This window comes from Nostoc spongiaeforme FACHB-130, assembly GCF_014698475.1.
GTDB lineage: Bacteria > Cyanobacteriota > Cyanobacteriia > Cyanobacteriales > Nostocaceae > Nostoc_B > Nostoc_B spongiaeforme.
The window spans coordinates 103267-126984 of sequence record NZ_JACJTB010000003.1 but is presented as its reverse complement, the minus strand read 5'-3'; the positions used below and the strand labels follow the sequence as shown (position 1 = coordinate 126984).

The window sequence follows — 23718 nt, the reverse complement described above, 5'->3', positions numbered from 1 at the left end:
ATTGCCCTGACTCAGCACTCAGCACTTTCAACTCAGCACTTAAAATGGAACTAGTACGTTTTCAGTGTAGCAAACCTAGCCTTTGCCTCTGCTGGTGTAAATAAATATTTTGAGTCTTAGTAGCCACAGCTATATTATGCGGAAAATGCTAATTAAGCTGATCCCCAATTTTAGGGATGTGGACAGCTAAACATATTGTTACAATACTTAACATGTTTCATTCGACTGGTGGCTTTCTTCATGATGGTTAAGACACTTCCCCCGACCTCCCAAACGATTGAGGGTGAAATATATAAGACTGAAGTAGTATCAGACAATGGTACATCAGCTTTAGTTGTGCGATCGCCCAATCGGCTGATTCCAAGTACCGAACCGGAAGCAGTGAAATATAACGCCGCAGAAATAGCGGAACATTATCAAAGCCGACCTCTACAGGTTTTACAACGAATTATTACTGTACTGCGTCCGACCTTGGCTTTTTTCTTCGGTTTGTGGTGGGACAGCAAACGCGGAGTTGTCATCAAAAATGACCGCCGTCGCGCTGTGCAGTTACGAGAATTGTTAACGCGACTAGGGCCTGCTTACATTAAAATTGGTCAAGCCTTATCTACCAGACCTGATTTAGTTCCGCCGACATATTTAGAAGAACTAACCAGACTCCAAGACCAGTTACCGCCGTTCCCTAATGAAATTGCTTACCAGTTTATTGAAGAAGAACTGGGCGCACCACCAGAAGACATTTATGTAGAATTATCCGCGCAGCCCATTGCCGCCGCTTCCTTGGGACAAGTTTATAAAGGTAAACTGAAAACTGGGGAAGAAGTTGCTGTCAAAGTGCAACGCCCGGATTTAAGAGAAAGAATTACGATTGATTTGTATATTTTGCGCCGCATTGCTGGTTGGGTACAAAGAAACGTCAAACGAGTGCGGAGTGATTTAGTCGGTATTTTAGATGAATTAGGCGATCGCATTTTTGAAGAAATGGATTATGTCCATGAAGGTGAAAATGCCGAGCGATTTTTCCAGTTATATGGTCATATTAGAGACATATACATTCCCAAAATTTACTGGGAATACACCAATCGTCGCGTACTGACGATGGAATGGATTAACGGTACAAAATTAACCCAAACCGCCGAAATTGAGGCTCAAGGGATAGATGCACGTTATTTAATTGAAGTTGGGGTGCAGTGTTCGCTACGACAACTTTTAGAACATGGCTTTTTCCATGCTGACCCCCATCCAGGGAACTTGTTAGCCACACCCGATGGAAAATTGGCTTATCTCGACTTTGGGATGATGAGCGAGATTCAGCCGCCCCAGAGATATGGTTTAATTGAGGCGATCGTTCACGTAGTCAACCGTGATTTTGAAGGTTTAGCGCAAGATTACGTCAAACTAGACTTTTTAACACCAGATACAGACTTAACTCCAATTATCCCTGCATTTTCGAGAGTATTTGCTGATGCTCAAGGTGCGAGTGTCGCCGAACTCAACATTAAAAGCATCACCGATGAACTCTCAGCTTTGATGTATGAATATCCCTTCCGCGTCCCTCCCTACTACGCTTTAATTATTCGCTCTCTGGTAACTTTAGAAGGAATTGCAATCTTTATTGATCCTAACTTCAAAGTTCTCAGCGAAGCTTATCCTTACGTTTCCAAACGCCTGTTAACCGACCCCGCACCACAACTGAGAACATCACTGCGAGACTTACTCTTTAAAGAAGGCAAATTCCGTTGGAATCGTTTAGAAAATCTGTTACGAAATGCCCGCAATAATGAAGATTACGACTTTAATTTAGTGTTAAATCAAGGTTTAGATTTTCTCTCTTCCGAACGTGGCGCATTCATTCGTGACAGATTAGTAGATGAATTTGTCAACGGAGTTAACGCTGTCGGTAAAAATGTGCTGCACAACTTCACCTACTTACTGCGCGAACAGGTAGGTTTAACAGCAGTCAACGAAACACCAGCCGCCACAGTCGAACAACAGCAGACCTTAGAGCATATCAAAAATATCTTGAAAATTCTGCAAGAAACCCGTGGTTTTGACCCCATCCAAATGGCTCCTCAATTGGCTCAATTATTAGTAAATCCTGGTGTACAGCGTTTAGGTCAACAAATCGGAACACGTCTAGTTCAAAAATCTTTAGCACATCTGATTCGGGAGTTATTAGCAGCAGAAGATATCGAACAAATCAGAACACCAAGAGAAGGAGTGAAAGCTTAATTCACATCTTGCATTTGCACCTAACGACTGGAGTCGCTGGGTGCAAGATATTTTTACGAGTTCTGAAGATACGGAACGCTGTTAGGAAAAATTCTGTTACCGGAAACTTGCGCTAACCTGACTTTTGGTGGTCAACCAAGTTGGGAAAAATCCTTTATGTACTGCGTCATGCTGATTGCGATCGCAGTTTTATTCCCTGGTACTTATTCCATAGATGCTGCAATTTTCGGACGATAAATATACTGCCTATTATGATTTAACGAGTATCACTATAATTTTATTCTATAGATAGATGTTGTCTGAGAAAGTAATAGTTAATCAATGACAAGCGTCAGATTGAAAATCAATTAAAGTCTAGCAAGTTATGTCTATTGCGGTGGATTTTGATTAGACCAGATTGGCAGTTGATTTACTTTTTGAAGTGTTAATTCTACATAAGTTGTTTGGCTTTGTCCGATTGTTGTTGTGCCAAAATAGCCTTGAGAACCGCTATGAGCATGAGGGCCTGTCTGCAAAACTTGATAACGTCCTTGACGACGAGCTTGATTAAAAGGTGAACCGACTGTGATTGGCCAACGTGAAGCAAATACAATCTTACTAATATCTTCAATCCAGTCTCGGCTACCGACAAGTTGGTACACATCGTCAACTTTATCAAAGCCATTTTCGCCATCAAAATCACCACCAATGGAAACAACAATTAATTGAGCATTGAGCCACTGGTCAAGATAAGTAGCTGCACCAAGCGCAACTTGCACTCCGCCACTGGTTCCAACTAAAATCAGCTTGATTTTTTGTTGGGGATTTTTTGGTACAGGATAGACAGCATTCATCCGATCAACGATCGCATTTGCAATTCCCAAGTTATAAATATGTCCATAGCGGTTATCAGCAGAAATAGCAAACCGCCAGAGATTACGAATTTTAATTAAAACATCTGAATTTGATAACCAACCATCTGCTTTTTCGGCAGCATTCCACAGAGGCGCTAATAACCTTCTTCCTCCCAAACTTTCGTTAGCAGCAGAGTAAGGAAACACATCTCGTACTGTTACACAATTAGGATGAATTTGCTCTAATTTATTTAAGAAAAATTCTTCACCCGAAGTTAATTGATTAGCAGAAAAATCTCCGACTCCTGGTAAAAAAACTATATAGCAATCAATATTTCTCGATTTGTCAACTTTTAATTTACGGCTATCGCTGGGTACATTTTTGGTGAGGTTTTTCTTAATACCCAAACTTTCAGAATTTTGTCTCAACCACCATACCAGGGTTCCTACAGGAGCAAAAGTTCCCCAGGTCAGAAGTATTATTCCTGCCAAAACTAACAGTTTTAGTGTTCCATTTTGCAACCATAGCAGTATTTGTTCGCCAATTTTACGCATCTGAGATGATTTTTTCTGATTTTTTAGAATAAAGTCATGATGAAACAATTTTCACCATTTTCATATAAAATTAATCTTTTACCTACTTTCAAGTTAGCTAAACATGAAACAGGAATATTGACTATTCTCCATTCCCTATTTATTTTCCAGCTAAAAAGTAGAAAACAAACACCAGATTGTCAGGATTGGTAATTTAACATTTTGTATTCAATTTTGTTTATTTACTTAGTTCAAGAATAAAATAATCTTGAGCTTTAAGCTTTGGTTATTAATTGCTTATTTTTATGAAATTATGTTTTTTGTGATTTGTCATCTTTCATTAGTTAGAAAAAATGAGCAGCAATAAAAAATCAAGGACAAGTTTGTGTAGTACACTCCAGTATGCTTTAGCTTTAGATAGTAACTTCTATGAAAATGCTCACAATACAAAGCGTAACCGCATATTAGCTCTGAGTATTGTAATTTTGGCGGCTGTTTCTCATGCTATAGGTAGTGGCGTAATTTTATTAATTAATAGAGCTACGATTTTTGCATTGTTAACGGGTATTTTGATTGATGCGATCGCTATTGTTGCAGGATACTATTTTTGGACATTCACAATATGGAAAATTGGGCAGTGGCTCAAACCAATCGATCCTACCTACAATGACTTACTAATTCCTACTGGCTTTGCCTACGCACCGCAAGTACTTAATTTTTTAACTCTTATTCCCTTGCTCGGACGACCAATTGAGCTAATTTTAGCAGTTTGGAGTTTGTTGGCAATCATTGTTGCAGTGCGCCAAGGTTTAGATATTACTACTCAACGAGCAGCTTTTATCTGTTTAGTAGGCTGGCCTTTAATTCAAATAGCGATTGGTTCTGTACAAGTTTTGGAGCAACAATTGGTCAGATGGACAAGTTAAAAGGCATTTCGTACCATTTTAAAAAGAGAGACAAGGCTAATTTTGCTTACTTCATTCTGTAAGTTAGTAATATTGCGTGTCCATCAGGATATTTGACTAAGCAAGCTTGTCTATAAGGCAATGAACTATCCCTAAACTCTATGATCTGTGGTCATATAAATACTTTAATAGCTGTAGTATTTTTTGGTAGTTTTTTCGTTTTTTTAGGTGTATTTCTTGCTATGCCTTTAGTGATTGTTCTACAAATTTGTATCCAAGAATTGTTAGTGAAAGATATATTCAATCATTGGCAATAGTAAGCAGTTTATTATAAAGTAAAAATAAAATTATTGTAAGATGTGTTAGGTATATATTGTGTAGCTCATTCATCACAAAAACTAGATGCGATCGCAAAGATTGCTAGTAGAGCTTGTCCTAGTCAAGCGATAACTCGATAACCCGGCCAATTTAAACTTTTCATCCTATTTTTCCCAATCTTTAATATTGCTGTTATTACCTAAATTTTTAATAATTTGGTTATATCTTTCTTCTATATCTTTTTTGTCTTTTGTTTGGGAAATTTCTGCCAGACTATTTTGTAAAATCATGTCAGCATGATGTCTCAGGATTGCTTGATATTTAGAATTGTCTGTGTAAGTAGCAATTGCAGCTATAGCTTCTAATAAACGAATAGTGACTGCAATATCAGCACATCCATAGTGGCGAATTTGGTTAAAAGCTGCATCCATCAATTCAGTAAATTTGACACCTTCGGCAATGACGCGCAGTTTATTATAATGGTCGTAGCGATAAGGTGAAGGGAAATTTCTCTGCACAAGATGACATAATCCGGCGCTGATTTGGTTAATACAACGAATAGCAGTAAATGGATCATTCACTGCCGGGGATAGCGCACGTAGGGCAATTTCTACTAATTGATTGATCGGAAATTCTACATCCTGTTGCTCGGTGCGTTCTTTACCTAAAATAAAGGCATCATTGATTTGCTTAGTCAGTTTTTTATTAACTTTTTCAGCAGGAAAAACCAAGACTAAATCGCCGCCTTGAATGATAAATCTTCCGGGATGAGTTTGCAAACGAATGAGCAAATTATACTGGCAAGCAATATTCATTAATTCTGCGTCATCAATTGCTTGTAAATAACCTGTATTTCTAGCACAAATCGGTGCAGCTTCGTCCTCAAAAGATGTAGGAATTTCTGCGAATCCTTGTCTATCTTCTGGTTCACTCAACCCGATTTTTTCAGGAAATAAACGTTCAATGGCTGAATGTAAATCTGCACTAACGTTATGAATTACATGAGATGCTTGAATGATTGTAGAAGCATGATGAATAAAATAAATTAAAATACCGATGCTAATAATTGCGAGTAAAACACCAACTGTCACTGCTAGTTGTGGTACAAACTGGCTATATTCGTCTCCTTCTCCATGAATGGTTCGCAGTACGAGTAAGCAGTAAATGAATGTACCAAGAAATGTGCCGAGTACAATTTGATTGCCTGTATCCTGCATAAAATTACGCAGAAGCCGGGGGCCAAAATTAGAAGCAGCTAATTGCAGAGCGACGATGGTAATGGAAAAAGCTGTAGCAGCAACACTCACCATTGAACCTGCAACCGCTTCTAAGAGCGATCGCGCTCCATCTGCGCCCCCAGTGTAAACCCACCAATAGTTAATATCTATGTTGTCTGTGCGGTCAAGATTCAGTATGATGAAAGCTAAAGCAGTAGCTACCATCACCATAACTGCTGGTATAAACCAATAACTTGAGTGGAGTTGATCCCACAGTTTGCTGATCTTGACGTTTCGCATTATTCGTTAGTTTGAGTGTCTATTTTACTGTTACCGTTTTGGGAAGAGTGGGCTTGTGCTAGTAGCCTGAGTGAATCGCTGACACGGCGAGGCTTGGGTACTTCAGTTTTACATTTAGGCCAACCTTCTCGCTGACGGGAGCGATCGCCATCTGTCTCTTCGGTTTGATCGTGGAATAAAATTTGTTGTGTGGGGAAGGGCAAATCAATGCCGTTTTCAGTCAGCTTTTTCTTAATTGCGATAATTACCTTATCCCGCGAAGATAAATCATCTGCCCTTCTAGGTGGATTAATCCACCAACGTACACGAATATTGACGGTGCTTTCAGCTAATTCCATTGCCAATACATCAGGTGCGGGATCTTTTAAAACTTCGTCTATACTATGCAGTGCCTCTAACATTAATTGCTTGGCTAAATCAATATCATCGCCGTAGCCAATGCCGACATCATATTGTAATCGGCGGTTCTCAAAGGCTGTATTCACTGTCACTGAATTTGTAAATAACTCTGAGTTAGGAATCACAATTCGCCGACCATCATAAGTTCTAATTGTTGTTGCCCTGGTCTCAATATTTTCTACAGTACCTTCAAAACCTTTAAAGACAATTTGGTCGTCAATTTGAAAAGGTTCTGTCAGCAAAATCAAAATCCCTGCTAAGAAGTTTTGCAAAATATCACGGAAGGCAAAACCAATGGCAACACCACTAATTCCTAACAGTTGCACCAAGTCACCAGCCTTAAATGTGGGAATCACAATTGAAAGGGCAATGAACAACCCAATCAAAATAATGATTCCTTGGGCTAATCTACCTAACACTAATCCTAAATTGCGTGCATAGCGACGGTTACGAGTTAAACGTTTAACTAGTGCTTTAACTCTGCTGGCGACCACCAAAAATAATATAAAGACAATCAACGCTAAGACCATATTTGGTAATAAAGCGATGAAGCCGTCAATCATACTTTGAACTTTATCCCAAGCGGCGGAGATTTCTGCATTCATAAATATTCCTCATACAATTTTAGACTTATATGGATTTTCATGACTTTGAATTTTGATGCAATAGTTCTTGAATCTCCTCTCGCAAGGCGGCAATTTCTGTTTGCAGTAGTTGAATCGATTTCGCCCCTGCTAACTCGGCTTCGTCATTATCAGCATCACGACCAATAAAGAATGTTGCCAGAGTTGCAGTTACATAGCCAAACACGGCAAAGGCGTATAAAGATAAGAAAAAACACAGCACTCGTCCTTCAGGAGTTTTGGGCCAATACTCAGAACCCATAGTTGTGATTAACATTGCTGTCCACCACAAAGCCGCACCGTAATTATGCAGCCCAGATTCCCCAGGAACTTCATTTTCAAACCCATACATCCCGGCTGCTCCTAATAAAGTAATAATCATGGTTAACGCCACAACATAACCAAAGCCACGACGGCTGACGCTGGCTGATAAAACCCGCATCCCTCGGTTAGCACGAGTCATCACTCGCAACAGTTGTAACCCTCTGACTGCCCTTGCTGTTCTTAAGATTCTGACGACTCGGAGAACTCGAATAGTACGTAATGCTGGCAAAAATAAAGAAATAGCTGTTAACCAGTTATTTTTAATATAAGAAAGTTTATGTGGAGCGATCGCTAATTTCAGGAGAAAATCTAAGATAAAAATAATCCAAATAGTAATGCTCACAGCTTGCAGTAGAGGGTTTAATCCCCAAATAATCTCGATGATAAATAGTGCTAACCATACAAAGCCCAGTATTAACATTGGCGTTTCTAGCCAATCTTCCAACTGTTGCAAGACTTCGCTGCGTTCTCTTTCTAGGGCTTGTTTTTCAGACATTTTAGAACTATTCATCATCATTCGAGGTTCATTTTTTACTAGCAGGCAGTTCTAGTACATTGACACTAACTAAAGGTGTGACATTAAAATCTTGTTTTAATAACTGAGTTTGAATTGCTTGGGTGAGGCGATCGCTAATTTCTTGATTCGAGGCTGTAACTTGGGGTTGACGCTGCACATAAATCACCGACAGTAAAGTATCCTGACCTGTAATATCAGAGCGAGTGAAACGCACATTTGCCTCGACTAATTTTGCTAAACCAACTTGTTTTACAGTTTTCTGCACTTGAGCATTGGCACGTTGAGCGAGGCTAGAGCGTTGCAAATTGGGAGAATTGATAAACTGCCAAGTTAGTAAACCAGTCAATGCAATCACAGTGATTACCAAAGCAAAATAGAAAACTTGCTTTTTACCCCGTTGATAACGAGTTCCTTGTGCAGACAAGCCAAATACCCGGAATAACAAAGCTGCTGATAAATTAATTCCGCATAGTTGCAAAAATAATAAAAATAGCCCCGAAATTACCATGTCCCAGCGACCAATTGCACTGGACATCCCGATAATTCCCGCAGGTGGAGCCAAAGAAGCCGCAACTAACATTCCTGTGGCGGCTCCAGATACTAAACTACTCCTTTGTGATTGCACCAAGTTCAACGCCCCGGCGGCTCCGGCTGCCAATGGTAAAATGACTGCCACTGCTGAAACTTGGCTATTGTCTAGCATTGAACTAGTGGCAATTTCTTGCCTGAGTATCAAACTCAGTAGCCAAGTTGTAATTATAGTGACTGTTAAACCAGTAAAATACCGTAAAATGCTTCTTCCCAGAAGTGTGCGATCGCCCCATGCAGTTGCAATGGCCGTATTCATGGCTGGGCCTGCAAACGGCGCAATCAGCATTGCTGCGACTAGCAAGTAACTTGTATTGGTGTACAAGCCAATCCAGACAACAAAACCTGCAAGTGCTGCATAACCAATAAAACCACGCCAAGAACCAACACTTTGCAAACCAGAAAGTAAAATCTCAATCGGACTGCGTTCTTCTACATCTACCACCTGTTGCGGTGCTTCTGACGCAGGCGGTTGCAGAGTCATCACCCCAGTGGGTATCAATGTGATGTGTACTTTCGGTAAGTCTTGCAACTCCTCTAAAACTTTGCCGACTTCTCGATTAGAAACGTGAACAATTACCACATCAATCGGTTCATCTGCATAGCCTTCAAACCGCGCCAGATTTGTACCGTGATGAGATTTGGCGATTTCCATCACGGCTGTTCCGTTTCCTTGTGGCACTTGGATCATGAGTTGACGCATCTTTACCTCCCATCGCTAAGAATCTGGTTTTTTTAGGCGATCGCTCTACTATCCAAAGAGATATTTTTCAGATATATTTTCTCCTGCATTCTGGCTTAATTTTTAACTATCAAATTAGTAAATAACTTCTAGCTGGTGCAGTATGGCAGTCAGATAAATACATTTTTACTACCTTAAATCTAATATTTAAACAATTTAGGAAAATTACTGTTTTTACTGAATTTTTACATTTCTTATTGTTTTATTTTTTTAGATTTTATGTAATTTTTACTTCTAAAGTAAGAAATAAATTCAACCTTTAGTAACATTTTAATTCTATTAACAGCTTTGCCAATAAAAACTCACTCTTTACTAATCAATTTTGAGGTTTAAAATAAAGAAAAAATTACAAAATAGGAGGCTGTTATAATGGCGCAATTAACTAAATTAGCTTTAACTGGTATATCTTTACTATCTCTTAATTTAGTAGTATTCACAGTTGGAGCATTAGAAACATCTGCCCAATCTTCTTCTACTTATTTTCGTGACGTTCCGCCTAATTACTGGGCGCAACCATTTATTCAAGGTTTAGCTGCTAGAAATATTGTAGCCGGGTATCCTGATGGGACATTTCGACCACAACAACCAGTAGATCGAGATGAATTTGCCGCAATTATTCGTAAAGCTTTTGAGCAACCACCAATTCGTCAAATAGAAAGTGGTGCTGTATATAAAGATATTCCTGCTAACTACTGGGCTGTGCGTCCTATTGAAGAAGCCTATCAACAAGGATTTATGGCAGGTTATCCTGGTGGTTATTTTCGTCCTAATCAACCAGTTTCTAAGGTCGAAGCCATAGTGGCTTTAAATAAAGGTTTGGATTTAATTAATAATTCTACCGCCGTCTCTGTTCCCACCACCACAGCCAAACAAGTGCCTCAACAAACCCAATCAAAAGCTGCAAAAAGACGGATTTTCTTACCTTTAGCAATTACAAGTTTGATGCAGCCTTTAGTTATACCAAAAGCCCAAGCTGCTCAAACTAATGTTGCGACTCCTACAACACCTGCAACAACTAAACAACAAGCGACAAATGTGAGTAATCCTGCATCAGTAATCGTTGCTAATAATTATGCTGATGCCAATAAAATTCCCCAATATGCTGTAGGAAGCGTAGCCGCAGCTACAAAAAGAAATATCGTGGTCAACTATCCAAAAGCAAATGTTTTTAATCCCAATCAACCAGCAACTAGAGGAGAAATTTCCGCTTTAGTTTATCAAACTTTGGTTTCCCAAAATAAAATACAACCAATTGCTAATAATTCACCTGCCAATCAATACATTGTTGAAACTCAGACGAACAACCAAAATCTTCAATAACTGATAATTCAACAATTATTTAGCTGGATATCTTTCTTAAGGAAGAAGGAGGAAAGACATAAGTTTTTAGCATAGTAAATATAGCTATTGGAGGAAAATCAGCATGGCCTTATACAAACTTGAAGATTTCGCTGCCCAATCTGACAATACAGATTCTGATAACTACAATATCAACAACTTTGATGTTTATTCAGACATTGATAATGATAAAATTGGCACAGTCAAACACATTTTAGTAGACGATTCCGGTCGTTTTCGCTATTTAGTAGTTGATACAGGTTTTTGGTTTTTTGGTAGACAAGTTTTGTTACCCATTGGACGTTCTCAAATTGAATACAGTAATCAGCGAGTGTATGCTAAGGGATTGACAAGAGAGCAGGTAGAAAATCTCCCAGATTTTAATGATTTGGAGAAAATCGATTACGACTATGAAGAAAGAGTACGTGGTGTTTATCGTACTCCAGTCAGACAATCATCCTTAGAAACATCCACCCCTGTAGATGCTCCACCTATCACAAGCGATCGCAAATCTCATGCTCATGATCGTAATACATATAAGTATGAAAGTGAGCCAAATCTCTACAATATGAACGAACAGGATCATCAAAATCTCAAACTATACGAAGAACGATTAGTTGCCAATAAATCCCGTGTTAAAACTGGAGAGGTAGCTATTGGTAAGCACACGGAAACTGAAACAGCTAAAGTTTCTGTACCTGTTGAAAAAGAACGTGTAGTTATTGAACGTACTACTCCCAGCGCAGATGCTAGAAATGTATCACCTACTGATGCCGATTTCCGTGAAGGAGAAGTCACCCGTGTAGGAATATATGAAGAAACTCCTGATATTCACAAAGAAGCTGTTTTGCGTGAAGAAGTAAAAGTTAAAAAAGTAGTTGAACAGGATACGGTGGAAGCTGAAGAAACTCTTCGTCGTGAGGAATTAGATATTAATAAAGATGACAAGAGATTTCGTGGCAAAAAGAGAATCTGATTAATATCAATTCACGGGAAACTAAATACCTTTATGCAATCCCAGAGTGAAGTAAATCAAAGTTTTTGTGAAGCAGGAGCCAATAGTAGCAGACACGGGAGAGCATCAATTGTCACCGTGTCTTTTTTTAATTTGGAATTGGTTGTCGCCAGTTATTAGGAAATGGTAAGACATTAAAATAAATCAGTCCTTCAAGAATACCTGTGGCATCAGGGTAATGAGTTAAATAGTGCCAAGGGTAACAGGTATTGTAATACCACCAAATAATTTCTGTCTGAGCGTTACCAACAATAATACCAGGGGATGGTAGTTGAAATAAACTCATGTCATTTCCTGAACCTCCACAGACAATGGTGGCTGTTGGATCTACTTTTAACAAGTGTTGTAAATATCCTACAGCTTTACCTTTGTTACTACTCTTGGGTATGATGTCAATGTCTCGACCATTGCTAAAAATGACCTGAGCTTGCAATTCCATAAATGTCAGTAAATCTTGCAAATCTGTGATCACTTCCAATGATGCTGACATATCCAGGCAAAAACTTAATTTCCAAGGAGTTTGTTCAATATCTGGTTGAGCTTTTAAAACAGAAAAGTAGCTCGCTACTACAGCAACTTCATCTCTTTTCCAGTCTTGTGAAATATAATTAGCCCAATCCTTTTCTAAAAGCACACCTTGTTGATAAATTTCACTACCTACGCTGGTAATTAAGTAATCTGGTTTCAAGATTTTTGCTTGCGCGATCAATTGACGACTAGAAGTATAAGAGCGACCAGTAATATAAACTAAATGAATTTGATTGCGGATACATGCTAGTCTTTGATTTAAAGCGTCAATAGCTCGATAATTACCTGCTAAAGTATTATCTAATTCAATCACTAAAAGTAGTTTCATATTGTCTAATCTCTAAAAATTTCTTTAAATACAGGAAGAAAAATTTTTCCTGTATTTAAAATTACTAGCTTTAGGATTGCTATATACAAATGCTCACGCTCAACTAGTTACCCACTGAAAAATATTATTAGAAAAAGAATCAATGAGTTTTTCTAGAGCTTTAATTTCATTAGACTTTAAAGATGTTGACTTTAACAGATTTTGAATTTGCTTTTCTAAGTCAGGCGTTAACTTTTGATTTTGAATCACTTCCTGAACAAATGTATCAACTGTCAAAGATTGATAAAGTTCATAAATTTGATTAGCAACTCCTGAAGTGCTAAATCGAGACTGCACCCATTTCCGCGCAGCATTACCGTAACTTTCCGTGAGAGTGGGATTTTCTAATAAACTGCGAATAGCACTTTTTAAGGCATTAGGATCACGGGGAGGAACTAAAAGTCCAGTGTCACCATGCACCACTGTATGCTGTAAACCTCCCACATCACTAGCAATTACAGGTGTCCCGGCTGCCATTGCTTCAATTGCTACTAATCCAAATGGTTCGTAGTAACTAGGAACAACGCAGATATCGCCTGCGGCATAATAAGCAGGTAACATTGCTTGAGAAATCCGTCCTGTAAAAACTGTTACGCCTGTTAATCGCAGTTTATCTACCAAGTCTTGAATGCGTTGTTGTTCTTGAAAATCTGCACCATCCTCTCGACTACCACCAACTAAATAAAGTTGAAAAGCATTAGGCAAACAAGCACAAGCTTTGACTAAAGTTTCTATTCCTTTACGGGGGTCAAAACGTCCTACATATAAAATTATTTTGGCATCTTGAGCAATTCCTAATTGTTGACGAGCCACTTTTTTACTTATAGAACCAAAGTGTTCTGTATTTATACCGCAGGGAATGACTTTAATACGTCCAGATGGTGAAATTAACTGACGTAAATCTTCTACTTCTTGAGGACTGGTGGAAATTACACAATCTGCTTGTTCTAAAATTGCTCTTTCTACACAATGGCGAATTGCTGCAATTTGCGGTGGATTTTGTATATGGCGATATTTTACTGCACCTATAGAGTGATAAGTATGAACTTGGGGTAGTCCCAATCGAGATTTCAGTTCTAAACCTACCCAACCAGAAAGCCAGTAATTAGTATGAATCAGTGCATAGTTACATTCTGTTCGTTGTTGAAAATTCAGCCAAGCTTCGACAAATTCTGGCAAATATTCAAATAGGTTATTTCTAGAGATAAATTCTGTTGGGCCAGCATTTAAGCGAATTGTGCGACATCCTGGCGCTAATTCTACAATTTCTGGTTGATTGGGGTGTTCTCTGCGGGTAAACATATCAACCTGACAACCACGCTTTGCTAAAGCTAACCCTAATTCCCGCACATAAACATTTTGACCACCTGCACCTTCTTTACCAACTTCAGCTGTAGGGTCGCCATGAACTGAAATTAGGGCATAACTAGGTTGAGAATTTGGTATTGCTGTAGTCATATCTTCCAAATATTTAACTAAATTTTAGAGAATTGAAAATATTCATGATTAATTGCTTTAATATGTGTTTTTTAGATAATTTTGCTGATTTATTTAACTTTAAATAATAAGTGAATCATTCTTCTTGAACAGATAAATGGGTAGTCTCTACTGATTTTTCTATGATTGATTTGATATTCAGGATGAGAATCTATGATTACTTTTATCGATTCTTGAATTGATATGTGATGAGCTTGAGCATAAGCTTTTAACTTACGATACTGCTCATAGGTTAAAACAATATTGGAAATATTCACTGAAGGATAAAACATAGTAATTGCCTAAAGCTAATTAAAATTTCCAAAACTGTTTGTCTTTGTAATATTAAGTATTAAAAGTTAAATTAGTGAGGAAAAATCGGGTAAAAATCGGGGAGAAGTGAATCAGCTTCATATTAAAATTCTCTAAACTAAGTAATTAACTTAATTTAGAGAAACACGGTGTAAAAGGAGTTATTCTGAATTTGAGGTTAATAGTGGTTGGTGAAAACCACAAGTCAAAAATGAGTGGGAAAATCAGATCAGATTACTTACCAATCCATAGATATCAAAGTATGAAGACTAGATGTGGAAGTATCAGGCAGAAATCGGGTAAAAATCGGGTAGTTGTTTAAAACTGCTTGAGACGATAACCTAATCCATGCACAGTTTCAATAAACTCATCAGGCGCACCTGCATCTTTAAGTTTGTGCCGTAAACTCTTGATGTGAGACTTGACGGTTTCTTCGCTGGGTGGGTCATCTAGTGACCAGATGCGCTCAATAATTCCGGCTCGGCTCAGTACCCGCCGACCGCTAGAAACCATAAGTTCTAACAAAGCAAATTCTTTGGGTGTTAAATGTAAGAGCTGATCAGCATACGTGACTTCATAGGTGTTAGTATTTAAACGCAAACTGCCCCAGCTCAGGTCGGGAAAAGATGCTGTGCTACTATTACGGCGTAATAATGCGCGGACACGAGCCATTAACTCTGGCATTTCAAACGGTTTGACCATATAATCATCAGCCCCAGCATCCAACCCAGTCACTTTATCAGCCAGAGTGTCGCGTGCTGTTAACATCAGAATAGGTATGGTGCTGTTACGGGAAAAATTCAGCCCGACTGTAGGCGATCGCAACCTTTGACAAAAGCTCACACCATCTAATTTGGGTAAAGTAATATCTAGAACTATTAAGTCATATTCCAAAATCTTGATAAAATCCCAAGCTTGCTCTCCATCTGGAGCTACATCTACCACATATTGGCGATCGCTCAAGGCCTCCATCAGCATTTCTGCTAACTGGATATCATCTTCCACTACCAAAATCCGCATTTCCCCAAGATTTGTAAATTAAACAATTTGTCTTCATCCCAATAATTCACCTTAATACCTCTACAAAGTATCGGGTAGAAATCGGGTAGAAATCGGGTAGAAATGAAAATTATTTTCATTTCCATCCTTATGGTAAAAAGATTTACCAACATCTTATGTAATAAAATATTACTTTTGAACTATTAATTTATTCGTTTATGAAATTGTCGCTAGAAGGAAAATGGATTGCCTCTGGCTTTAGCTTATGCTTATTATTCATGGGTATAGTTAGTCTTATTTCTTACCAAAACGCTACTCAGTTAATTTTAAGTAGTAATAAAGTTAAAGAAACAAATGAGGTAATGAAAAACATTACTGATATATTTGCTACATTAACTGATGCGGAATCCGGACGCAGGGGCTATATTCTCTATGGAGAACAATTGGAACTGAAACGTTATTATCAGGCAATGGAAAGCCTCGATATAAAAGTTCAGAAGTTGCAACAAAAACTTGCTGATGATCCTGATCAACAGCAGCAACTAACCAAGCTAAAATTACTCATCGCTCAAAGAATTGAACTTTCTAAACAGTCTATCAACCTCAAAGAATTAGGTAAATCGACTTTTGCTGTTCAAGCGCCTCTGGTGAATCAAAGCAATCAAAATCGTAATCAAATCCGCCAAACACTGACTCACATGCAAGCCAGGGAAGAAGAGTTGCTGCAAATTTCTGTGAGACATTCACAAGATAATATTCACAACCGAATGTTAATTGAACTCCTTGGTACTTTTTTGAGTTTTGCGATTTTATTAGGTGTTTATGCTTTACTGTATCAACAATTAGTGAAGCGTCAGGAAGCTGAAGCTATTCAACGGACTTTAGCTCAGGAAAAAGAACTTAGCGAATTAAAATTACAATTTTTTTCGATGGTATCTCATGAATTTCGTACACCATTGAGTATTATCTTAGGTTCGGCTCAATTATTAGCTCAAAGTAATCAACAGTGGACAGAAGAGAAAAAACTTAAGAATCTACATAGGATTCAGTCTTCAGCTAGGTCAATGAACCAATTACTTACCGATATTCTCACTTTAACTAGGGCAGAAGCTGGTAAATTAGAATTTCATCCAGAACTGATGGATTTAGAAGCATTTTGTATTAATTTAATCGAAGATATTCAGTTTGCTAATCGACAAAATTATACGATTAAATTCATTAGTCAGGGTAACTGTACTCATGCAAAATTAGATGAGAAATTACTCTACTCTATCTTGAGTAACTTGCTTTCCAATGCTATGAAATATTCATCTCCAGAGGAAAGTATTTTTTTGACTCTTAGTTGTGAACCACATGCTATATTTTTTCAAGTAAAAGATAATGGTATTGGTATTCCTTCAGAATTTCAGCAGCATTTATTTCTTCCTTTTCATCGTGCGAATAATGTAGGCAAGATTGTTGGTAGTGGTCTAGGATTAGCTGTAGTTAAAAAGTGTTTAGAAATACATAATGGAGAAATTTATCTAGATAGTAAAGTAGGAGAAGGAACGAGTTTTACAGTCAAGTTACCCCAACAGGAAGCAGGAATTATCAAGGGTAAATTAAGTAGTTAATGACGTACCAGATTCAGATTTCATCACACAGAATATATGGGCTACTTCGCCAGAATTTAAAATTGCTCCTGAATTCTTACATTTGTATATTTTACGTTTTGACCATAATGACTGTGCAATTACTATTACGGGCAATCTTTTCGGGAATATTTCCTTGAATTGCTTGTTGTAATAGACTTTCACGACTAGCACCTAAAATAATCACATCGGTGTTGTCTTGTGCAGCACACTCAATGACAGCCTCAGAAACAGAATTGGACTGGACTGAAGTAGCGAGTACTTTACCATTAACTCGGTGTTGGAGAAAATGAAGGGATTTTTCTAATAATCTTGTGTCAGGTGTGAAATTACTCGGCTGAAAAACTTGACACAGCTTGATTTTAGGGGATGAACTTAAGGAACTCAAGGCAGGTAATAATTTAATTGCTTGGCGAGAGTTAGGCCCACCGGCAATTGGCAGTAACCAACGCTCAAAGGCTTTTTTGTCATCTAACTTAGCTAAGACAACATCACAAGGAGCTTGTCGAATTATGGTATCTACTATTCGGCTGAAAACTCTACCAGGCGTTGATGTAGTGCCTTTCCAACCCATTAATACTAAATCAATATGTCGCTCTTTCACAGTTTCTAAAATTGCTTCAGCAACATTATGGGCTACTCGTATCTGAGTATGAATAGGAATACGCTGTTTCTGAGCTAATAATATTGCTTGTTCTAGAAGACGATGACTTTTGGTAGTGTCTACTGGTGTTTCTGATGGAATCCGGTTTGGTGAGACAATAATCACTTGTAAGCATTCTATTTCATAGTTGCGTTGTTTGGCGATCGCAGCTGCCATTTCTAATAAAGTCTTGGCTGTCTGTGGATGTGAAAGCGGTACTAGTAATCTGCCTTTGCCTGTAGCCGGAGTGCGAGTCTGATAGACTACATAAGAAGGTGCTGATTTTGGTTCTATCCCTTGAAGCTGGCCACTTAACCTCTCTGCTTCTACACGGATAATATCACTACGAGTAATAATTCCTACAAGTTTTCTACCTTCGGTTACAGGCAAGCAACTGAGATTATAACGATTAAGTATATGCAAAACATAAGCTAGTGTGTCTGTAGGGCTGATAGTCACTGGCTCTGGGGTCATGATATCGCTGATAGTTGTATTTCCCTTTATCTGTTGTGAAGCGTTGGTAACTAAATCCTTCTGGGTGATAATACCTACAACTTTACCATTGTCTAAAATCGGGAAATTGCGATGGTGAGACTGAGAAAATGCTTGCACTGCTTCATCAATACTCATCTGACTAGAGAGAGTTTCAACACGTCTTTGCATGACCTCTGCGGCGCTGAGTTGTGCTAATAGCCCATCTGTCGTTGGCTCTTTTTGAATGTGAATGCCTTTTCTTTCAAGTAAAAGGTCATAGAGCGACCTGTGATCAATTTTGTCTGCTACTAAATAGGCAACTACAGATACAATCATCAAAGGTAACACTAGATTGAAATCTGTCGTCATCTCAAACACAATGATGACTGCTGTAATCGGTACTTTAGAGACAGCACTAAAAAACGCCGCCATCCCCACATGGGCATAGGTTGTTGCCGCACTCATTCCCAACCAACTTTGTTCAGCAGCACCCACCAAATAACCAAGAGCCGAGCCTAACACTAAAGTTGGAACAAGTAAACCCCCAGGCGCTCCAGAACCATAAGTTAAAAGAATTAAGGTAAATTGGGCTAAAAGAGCGATCGCGGCAAATAACCAATTAGCATTACCCATCAATATAATTTCTCTCAGCCCAGCATTATTGCGAAAAGTGACAGGCAACAAAGCGATCGCAATTCCACTAACCAACCCCACAATTCCAATTCGCCAAGGTAAACTCAGGTGTAGTAAACGCTGATTAACCTCCAAACTAGCAATCACACCTTTATTAAACAAAATCCCTAATAATCCTGCTAATCCACCCAAAATCAAGTAAAAAGGGATTTCCTGAGCAAAGAAAGTTGTATGCCCAGATACTAAATTGATTTGACTCAAATCAAAGCTGTGACTACCATAAAGGCGAGAAATCACTGAAGCGATAAACGAAGCCAAAATAGCTGTGCCAAGAGTAATACCTGACACATCTTGAAGTAACTCTTCTACAACAAACAGTACACCAGCGATCGGTGCATTGAAAGCAGCCGCTAACCCTGCCCCTGCACCTGCGGCAATCAGTTGACGGCGATGTTCAGGAGAAGTCGGTACCCAATTACTTAGTTGATTTGCCAAAGCTGCACCAATCTGTACAGTTGGGCCTTCTCGTCCCAAAGGCATCCCAGAACCCAGCACCAATGTAGCACTAATCAACTTGACCAAAGCAATCCGCAAATTTAACGGCATCGGTACGCGAGCCAACACCGCTTTTACCTCAGACATTCCACTCCCAGATGCTTCCGGTGCAAAACGCTCAACTAACCAACCAGCTAAAATACCTCCGACTAGCCCAATTCCCGGTAGCACCAAATAAGCAGGCAATAAGTAAGAAACATGCACTCGCCACGCCCCTGCCCAGTCCACAGCTTGCCCTAACAAAACTGCCGCTAGACCAGAAACTAGACCAATCAAGCAAGCTTCAGCAAACGCCAAGCGCCGAGGTTGGAGCATTTGTCTAGAAAGCCTCAACCAGAGAATTTTACCTCTGATGAACATATTCCTAGCAATCACTTGTCATCAGTGAAAGTCTGTAAATATCTGAAGTTTTTTACAGTTTATCTCATCAAGAGCTACTTCTCGCAAAAATGAAATTTAAATGAAATCCTTCTCTACTGCAAGATAGATATAGAAAACTGTAATTGTTTATTAACATCAGTCAATGTAACTACTTCCAAAAATGAAATTTAAATGAAATCATTCCCTACTCAAAGATAGACATATAAAATTGTAACTTTTTGTTAATGTCAGTCAATGTAACTGCTCCCAAAAATGAAATTTAAATGAAATCATTCCCTACTCAAAGATAGACATATAAAATTGTAACTTTTTGTTAATGTCAGTCAATGTAACTGCTCCCAAAAATGAAATTTAAATGAAATCATTCCCTACTCAAAGATAGACATATAAAATTGTAACTTTTTGTTAATGTCAGTCAATGTAACTGCTCCCAAAAATGAAATTTAAATGAAATCATTCCCTACTCAAAGATAGACATATAAAACCGCAACATTTTATTAATATCAGCTTATTTTCTTCTTGCGAAAATGAAATTTAAATGAAATCATTCTCTACTTAAAAATCAGCTATATTATTAAAATCTGATAGAAATACCAGACTGATTGACTACTAAGTAAAAAGTAGTGTCAAATGCTGACGTAGTATCCAGATTGTTCAAGTATATATAAACAGTCAAAATCTTAATATTGTTGGAATATCGTGCCAGAATAAAGCTACTACTGGCACAGCTTATACTTTGAATTAAACCGCCATACCTGATTTTTTCAGCAGTTAATCTAGCCTCAGCAGCAGATACGCATACGCCATAAGTGTTGCTATATAAGGCTTTTGCTTCTGTGTTGACTCTAAATGACTAACTAGAGCATTGGTAAATACTCATTATGTATGATGCTAATCTCAACGCCAGATATTGATAGTCAATCAGAATAGTAGTAGTAAGTATTTCAGAAAAAAAAGGTGATTGCTTATTATCTAGCACTCACCTTTAACTTAGTTAATGCGAGCCTTAATTATGGCATAAAAGATAAACAATAATCTAGACCATCAAAATCTAATAAATAAAATTTACCAGTTTTAATTAAATCCATAAGCTCTTAAGAGGATAAATTGCTTACTGTTATCATCACTGACCGGAGTAAAAATTAAAAACATAAGTTAACACTCGGTTAATACGCATACGCTTGAGTAAAAACTTCATCTTGCTGCTATATACTAGCTTGGGAAAGTTTATTCACGTCTCTATCAGTAAATTTTTCCAGAGTATATGAAGCGATTATTAAATTATTAGTAAAGAGATGCAGAATTTACTAGTTACATACTGTATCTTTTATTTATGTTGAAATAGTGTATGTTTCTGATAGGTCGGCAGTACAAATCATCACCTAGTTGATGATTGACAGCCTTGTAACAAGCAACTTTCCTATGAAAATCTAGAAACTTATGAGAGAGCGAAACATCATGAGGTTTATGCGTAAGCGTAGGCTTCCAACTTTGTTATTAATAGTATGCTGTTCATTTGCCCTGGCGATATCTTCGGCGGCACTCTTCCCAGAAGTCGGTTTGGCAGGTATCTTCTCCTCTGCTCCTATTGGTAGTAATGTCCCAGACGATGCGACGTTGTTAGCTCAAAGACAAACTGAGTTAGGCAATGGAATCAATAACATATTTGATGTAGCAGAACCAGCACCAGGAATCGCGTTGACTCCAGCAGAACGTGTTCCCCGACAAAAATTTGGTGTGGTTGGAGCCTTCCCACTGGGATTGAGAGACCTTGATGCCTTGGTCTATCCTTCTGCCACTCGCACACAAAAAGAGGCTTTGGTAGAAGGAATACAATTCTTCACAACACCGCACCTTGCTGTAGAAGGTGCAGGGCCAATTGCCAACCAACAGATGTGTTTGGGTTGTCACTTGAGTTCTGCTGAAGCAACTCCTAACAGCCGAGTAGTACGTGATGTTTCCAACGTATCCCGTGCTGGACGCTCGACACCAACAAACTTCAAGTTTACAGCCCTCGATCCTGCTACTGGTGGTGGACGACCTGCTGATAACCTTGATGCCATCAATAACACCGGACGGACAGCTGCCTTTACAACCTTCGGTGACTATAATCCCGCACAGAACATATTTGACCCTCTTGATGGAGTGGCCAGGGGCGGAGCTTCACCACGCCTCGGTGGCTTTGTTCAACACACTCGTTTTTCCATTCCTCAATGTCTACCAGAACGTATCCCAACAATTGCTGAAGACCCGAACCTGCCCAATATTGATCCAGTCACAAAACTTAGCTCTCTAGGTTTCCGAAGAGGTGTTGTAGAGTTCGCTGGGCCTCCATACATTGGTCGTGGTTTGATGGAAGCTATTCCAACAAACGATATCCGTCGTTTTGAAGATGAAGGTTCTGATAGTCAAAGTATCCCCTCATCTCTCAACAATGCAGGTATCTTTGCTTGTACAGGCGATTGTATTACTGGTAAAACCAACACTATTCCTACCCCAAATGGCACTACGATCGCTGCTGGTTCAGGCTTTTCTGGTGGTGTAGGACGCTTTGGGTTGCGGGCTAATGGTGTAGAAATCCTCCAGTTTGTTGCCGGTGGTTTGCAAGGGGAAGTTGGGTTTACAAGTATTCTCAACCGTAATGAACCAACAGACTCTCCTACCAACGCTGGTCGTCCAGGTTGTGTTGACCCATACCCCAACACACTAGAATCACACCTCAGTGTGCCACTCAGCGAACGGAATTTTCTGCGGATGACTGCTCCTCCCGAATTTGGTGACACACTATTGGCAGTGTTGAATAATCCTACAAGGTCTCGTTCTCCACAAAGCCCTGAAGGTCAAGTTAAGCGTGGAGCAGAACTTTTTGGAATTGATTTAGTAGCCTTCTCTAACCGGATGATTCCAGGCCGCTTCCCTGCAGGTGGTGACGACGGTCGTGATCCTAATGCTATTAACCGTACAGATTCTATGGTGAGCTGTGCCAGCTGTCATATTCCTGTTCAAAGAACCGGTCAGTCACCAGCAGCCACAACCAGAGATGGTGCGATCGTTGCTCAACATTTGAGCTATAAGTGGGCTCCTATTTTCTCTGACCTACTTCTGCACAACGTACCTCAAATTGATGCAGAACGTTGGGCTTCTTTACCTCGTGATCCGTTAGTTGTTAACAGAAAATATCAACCAACTCTTTCTAGAGAACAAGGTGCTAGTACTGCTGTAGGTCGCTCCTTTGCTACCTTTGATATTCCTCGTAACTTAGCTGGCGACGTATTTGCCAATGGTCAAGCTGCTGCGTTTGGTGATGAGTTCCGCACTGCACCCCTGATGGGGTTGGGTAGAATGGGCGCTCCATTCTTACACGATGCTCGTGTGTACTTAAGCCGACTCACAGTTAACAACAATCCTGCTGGTACTGTATTCACTAACAGTCAAGTTACTAATGCACCATTAGTTGTGCGTACTTTAGATGATGCTATTCGTGCAGCTATTGAGCTACACGATTTACCAGCCCCTGATGACAGTCGTACACCCAACGTTCCCGGTGCAGGATGTCCAGTACCACCAGGGGGAGCCGTTGGCAACATTTCTTATGGCTCTTCACCAGCAGATGTGATTTGTCCTCCTTACAATAGCGAAGTTTCTAGAACCCATCGCAGTGATGCGAAGGAAGTCATTCGTCGCTATCGTTCTTTAAGTCCTGCTGATCAACAAGCCATGATTGAATTCCTCAAAGAGTTGTAAAATTTACCACTACTAAATATTCCTAACTCTCAAGGAATTTCATCATTGTTCATTTTGATCATCAAAGGAGAGATGAGCAATGCTCACTTC

Annotated in this window: 15 protein-coding genes and 1 pseudogene; 7 read left to right on the top strand and 9 right to left on the bottom strand. The window is 39.1% G+C overall.

Annotated features, from left to right (window positions below; all coding sequences use genetic code 11):
- Window positions 1-240: 240 nt before the first annotated feature.
- A complete protein-coding gene (locus tag H6G74_RS04515) occupies window positions 241-2232 on the top strand; it encodes an ABC1 kinase family protein (RefSeq protein ID WP_190966540.1) in 1992 nt (663 codons plus the stop codon).
- A 368-nt stretch (window positions 2233-2600) separates the two neighbouring features.
- Here H6G74_RS04515 and H6G74_RS04510 read toward each other — a convergent pair whose 3' ends face one another.
- On the bottom strand, window positions 2601-3620 hold the full coding sequence (locus tag H6G74_RS04510) for a hypothetical protein (RefSeq protein ID WP_190966539.1): 1020 nt from the start codon (window positions 3618-3620) through the stop codon (window positions 2601-2603).
- 332 nt (window positions 3621-3952) lie between these two features.
- Here H6G74_RS04510 and H6G74_RS04505 point away from each other — a divergent pair, with 332 nt between their 5' ends.
- Both H6G74_RS04505 and H6G74_RS31030 read left to right on the top strand, forming a co-directional pair.
- A complete protein-coding gene (locus H6G74_RS04505) occupies window positions 3953-4525 on the top strand; it encodes a Yip1 family protein (protein ID WP_190966538.1) in 573 nt (190 codons plus the stop codon).
- Window positions 4526-4686: 161 nt separating this feature from the next.
- Window positions 4687-4821: pseudogene (locus H6G74_RS31030) on the top strand (AI-2E family transporter); the annotation flags it as partial.
- A gap of 165 nt (window positions 4822-4986) precedes the next feature.
- Here H6G74_RS31030 and H6G74_RS04500 read toward each other — a convergent pair.
- Genes H6G74_RS04500 through H6G74_RS04485 form a run of 4 tightly spaced genes read right to left on the bottom strand, consistent with a single transcriptional unit; the run spans window position 4987 to window position 9493 of the window.
- Window positions 4987-6339 carry a DUF2254 domain-containing protein gene (locus H6G74_RS04500; RefSeq protein WP_190966537.1) on the bottom strand — a complete coding sequence of 451 codons (1353 nt, stop codon included), beginning with the start codon at window positions 6337-6339 and terminating at the stop codon, window positions 4987-4989.
- Window positions 6339-7343: a mechanosensitive ion channel family protein gene (locus H6G74_RS04495; RefSeq protein ID WP_190966536.1), complete on the bottom strand. Its 1005-nt coding sequence runs from the start codon at window positions 7341-7343 to the stop codon at window positions 6339-6341. Before H6G74_RS04495 ends, H6G74_RS04500 begins: the two co-directional genes overlap by 1 nt.
- A 37-nt stretch (window positions 7344-7380) precedes the next feature.
- Window positions 7381-8196 (bottom strand): ion transporter, encoded by an 816-nt coding sequence (locus H6G74_RS04490; protein WP_190966535.1) that lies wholly within the window; start codon window positions 8194-8196, stop codon window positions 7381-7383.
- 13 nt (window positions 8197-8209) lie between these two features.
- Window positions 8210-9493 (bottom strand): TIGR00341 family protein, encoded by a 1284-nt coding sequence (locus H6G74_RS04485; protein ID WP_190966534.1) that lies wholly within the window; start codon window positions 9491-9493, stop codon window positions 8210-8212.
- 408 nt (window positions 9494-9901) lie between these two features.
- Between H6G74_RS04485 and H6G74_RS04480 the strand changes: the two genes are divergently transcribed.
- Together H6G74_RS04480 and H6G74_RS04475 are read left to right on the top strand one after the other, a co-directional pair.
- Window positions 9902-10852: an S-layer homology domain-containing protein gene (locus H6G74_RS04480; RefSeq protein ID WP_190966533.1), complete on the top strand. Its 951-nt coding sequence runs from the start codon at window positions 9902-9904 to the stop codon at window positions 10850-10852.
- Between the two features lie 103 nt (window positions 10853-10955).
- On the top strand, window positions 10956-11846 hold the full coding sequence (locus H6G74_RS04475; protein ID WP_190966532.1) for a DUF2382 domain-containing protein: 891 nt from the start codon (window positions 10956-10958) through the stop codon (window positions 11844-11846).
- A gap of 127 nt (window positions 11847-11973) precedes the next feature.
- On the opposite strand, the gene H6G74_RS04470 is transcribed toward H6G74_RS04475, so the two are convergent.
- From H6G74_RS04470 to H6G74_RS04460, 3 genes are all read right to left on the bottom strand, one after another.
- A complete protein-coding gene (locus tag H6G74_RS04470; protein WP_190966531.1) occupies window positions 11974-12741 on the bottom strand; it encodes a sucrose-phosphate phosphatase in 768 nt (255 codons plus the stop codon).
- Between the two features lie 99 nt (window positions 12742-12840).
- Entirely contained in the window at window positions 12841-14238 is a 1398-nt protein-coding gene (locus tag H6G74_RS04465) for a glycosyltransferase (protein ID WP_190966530.1), read from the bottom strand.
- Window positions 14239-14886: 648 nt separating this feature from the next.
- Window positions 14887-15588 carry a response regulator transcription factor gene (locus tag H6G74_RS04460; protein ID WP_190966529.1) on the bottom strand — a complete coding sequence of 234 codons (702 nt, stop codon included), beginning with the start codon at window positions 15586-15588 and terminating at the stop codon, window positions 14887-14889.
- A 197-nt stretch (window positions 15589-15785) separates the two neighbouring features.
- Between H6G74_RS04460 and H6G74_RS04455 the strand changes: the two genes are divergently transcribed.
- The gene (locus tag H6G74_RS04455; RefSeq protein WP_190966528.1) at window positions 15786-17180 is read left to right on the top strand and encodes a sensor histidine kinase; all 1395 of its coding nucleotides are present in this window, start codon (window positions 15786-15788) and stop codon (window positions 17178-17180) included.
- A gap of 91 nt (window positions 17181-17271) precedes the next feature.
- On the opposite strand, the gene H6G74_RS04450 is transcribed toward H6G74_RS04455, so the two are convergent.
- The gene (locus H6G74_RS04450; RefSeq protein WP_190966700.1) at window positions 17272-19863 is read right to left on the bottom strand and encodes a chloride channel protein; all 2592 of its coding nucleotides are present in this window, start codon (window positions 19861-19863) and stop codon (window positions 17272-17274) included.
- Between the two features lie 1488 nt (window positions 19864-21351).
- Between H6G74_RS04450 and H6G74_RS04445 the strand changes: the two genes are divergently transcribed.
- Complete coding sequence (locus H6G74_RS04445) at window positions 21352-23628, top strand: di-heme oxidoredictase family protein (RefSeq protein WP_190966527.1); 2277 nt, start codon at window positions 21352-21354, stop codon at window positions 23626-23628.
- The last annotated feature ends 90 nt before the right edge of the window (window positions 23629-23718 follow it).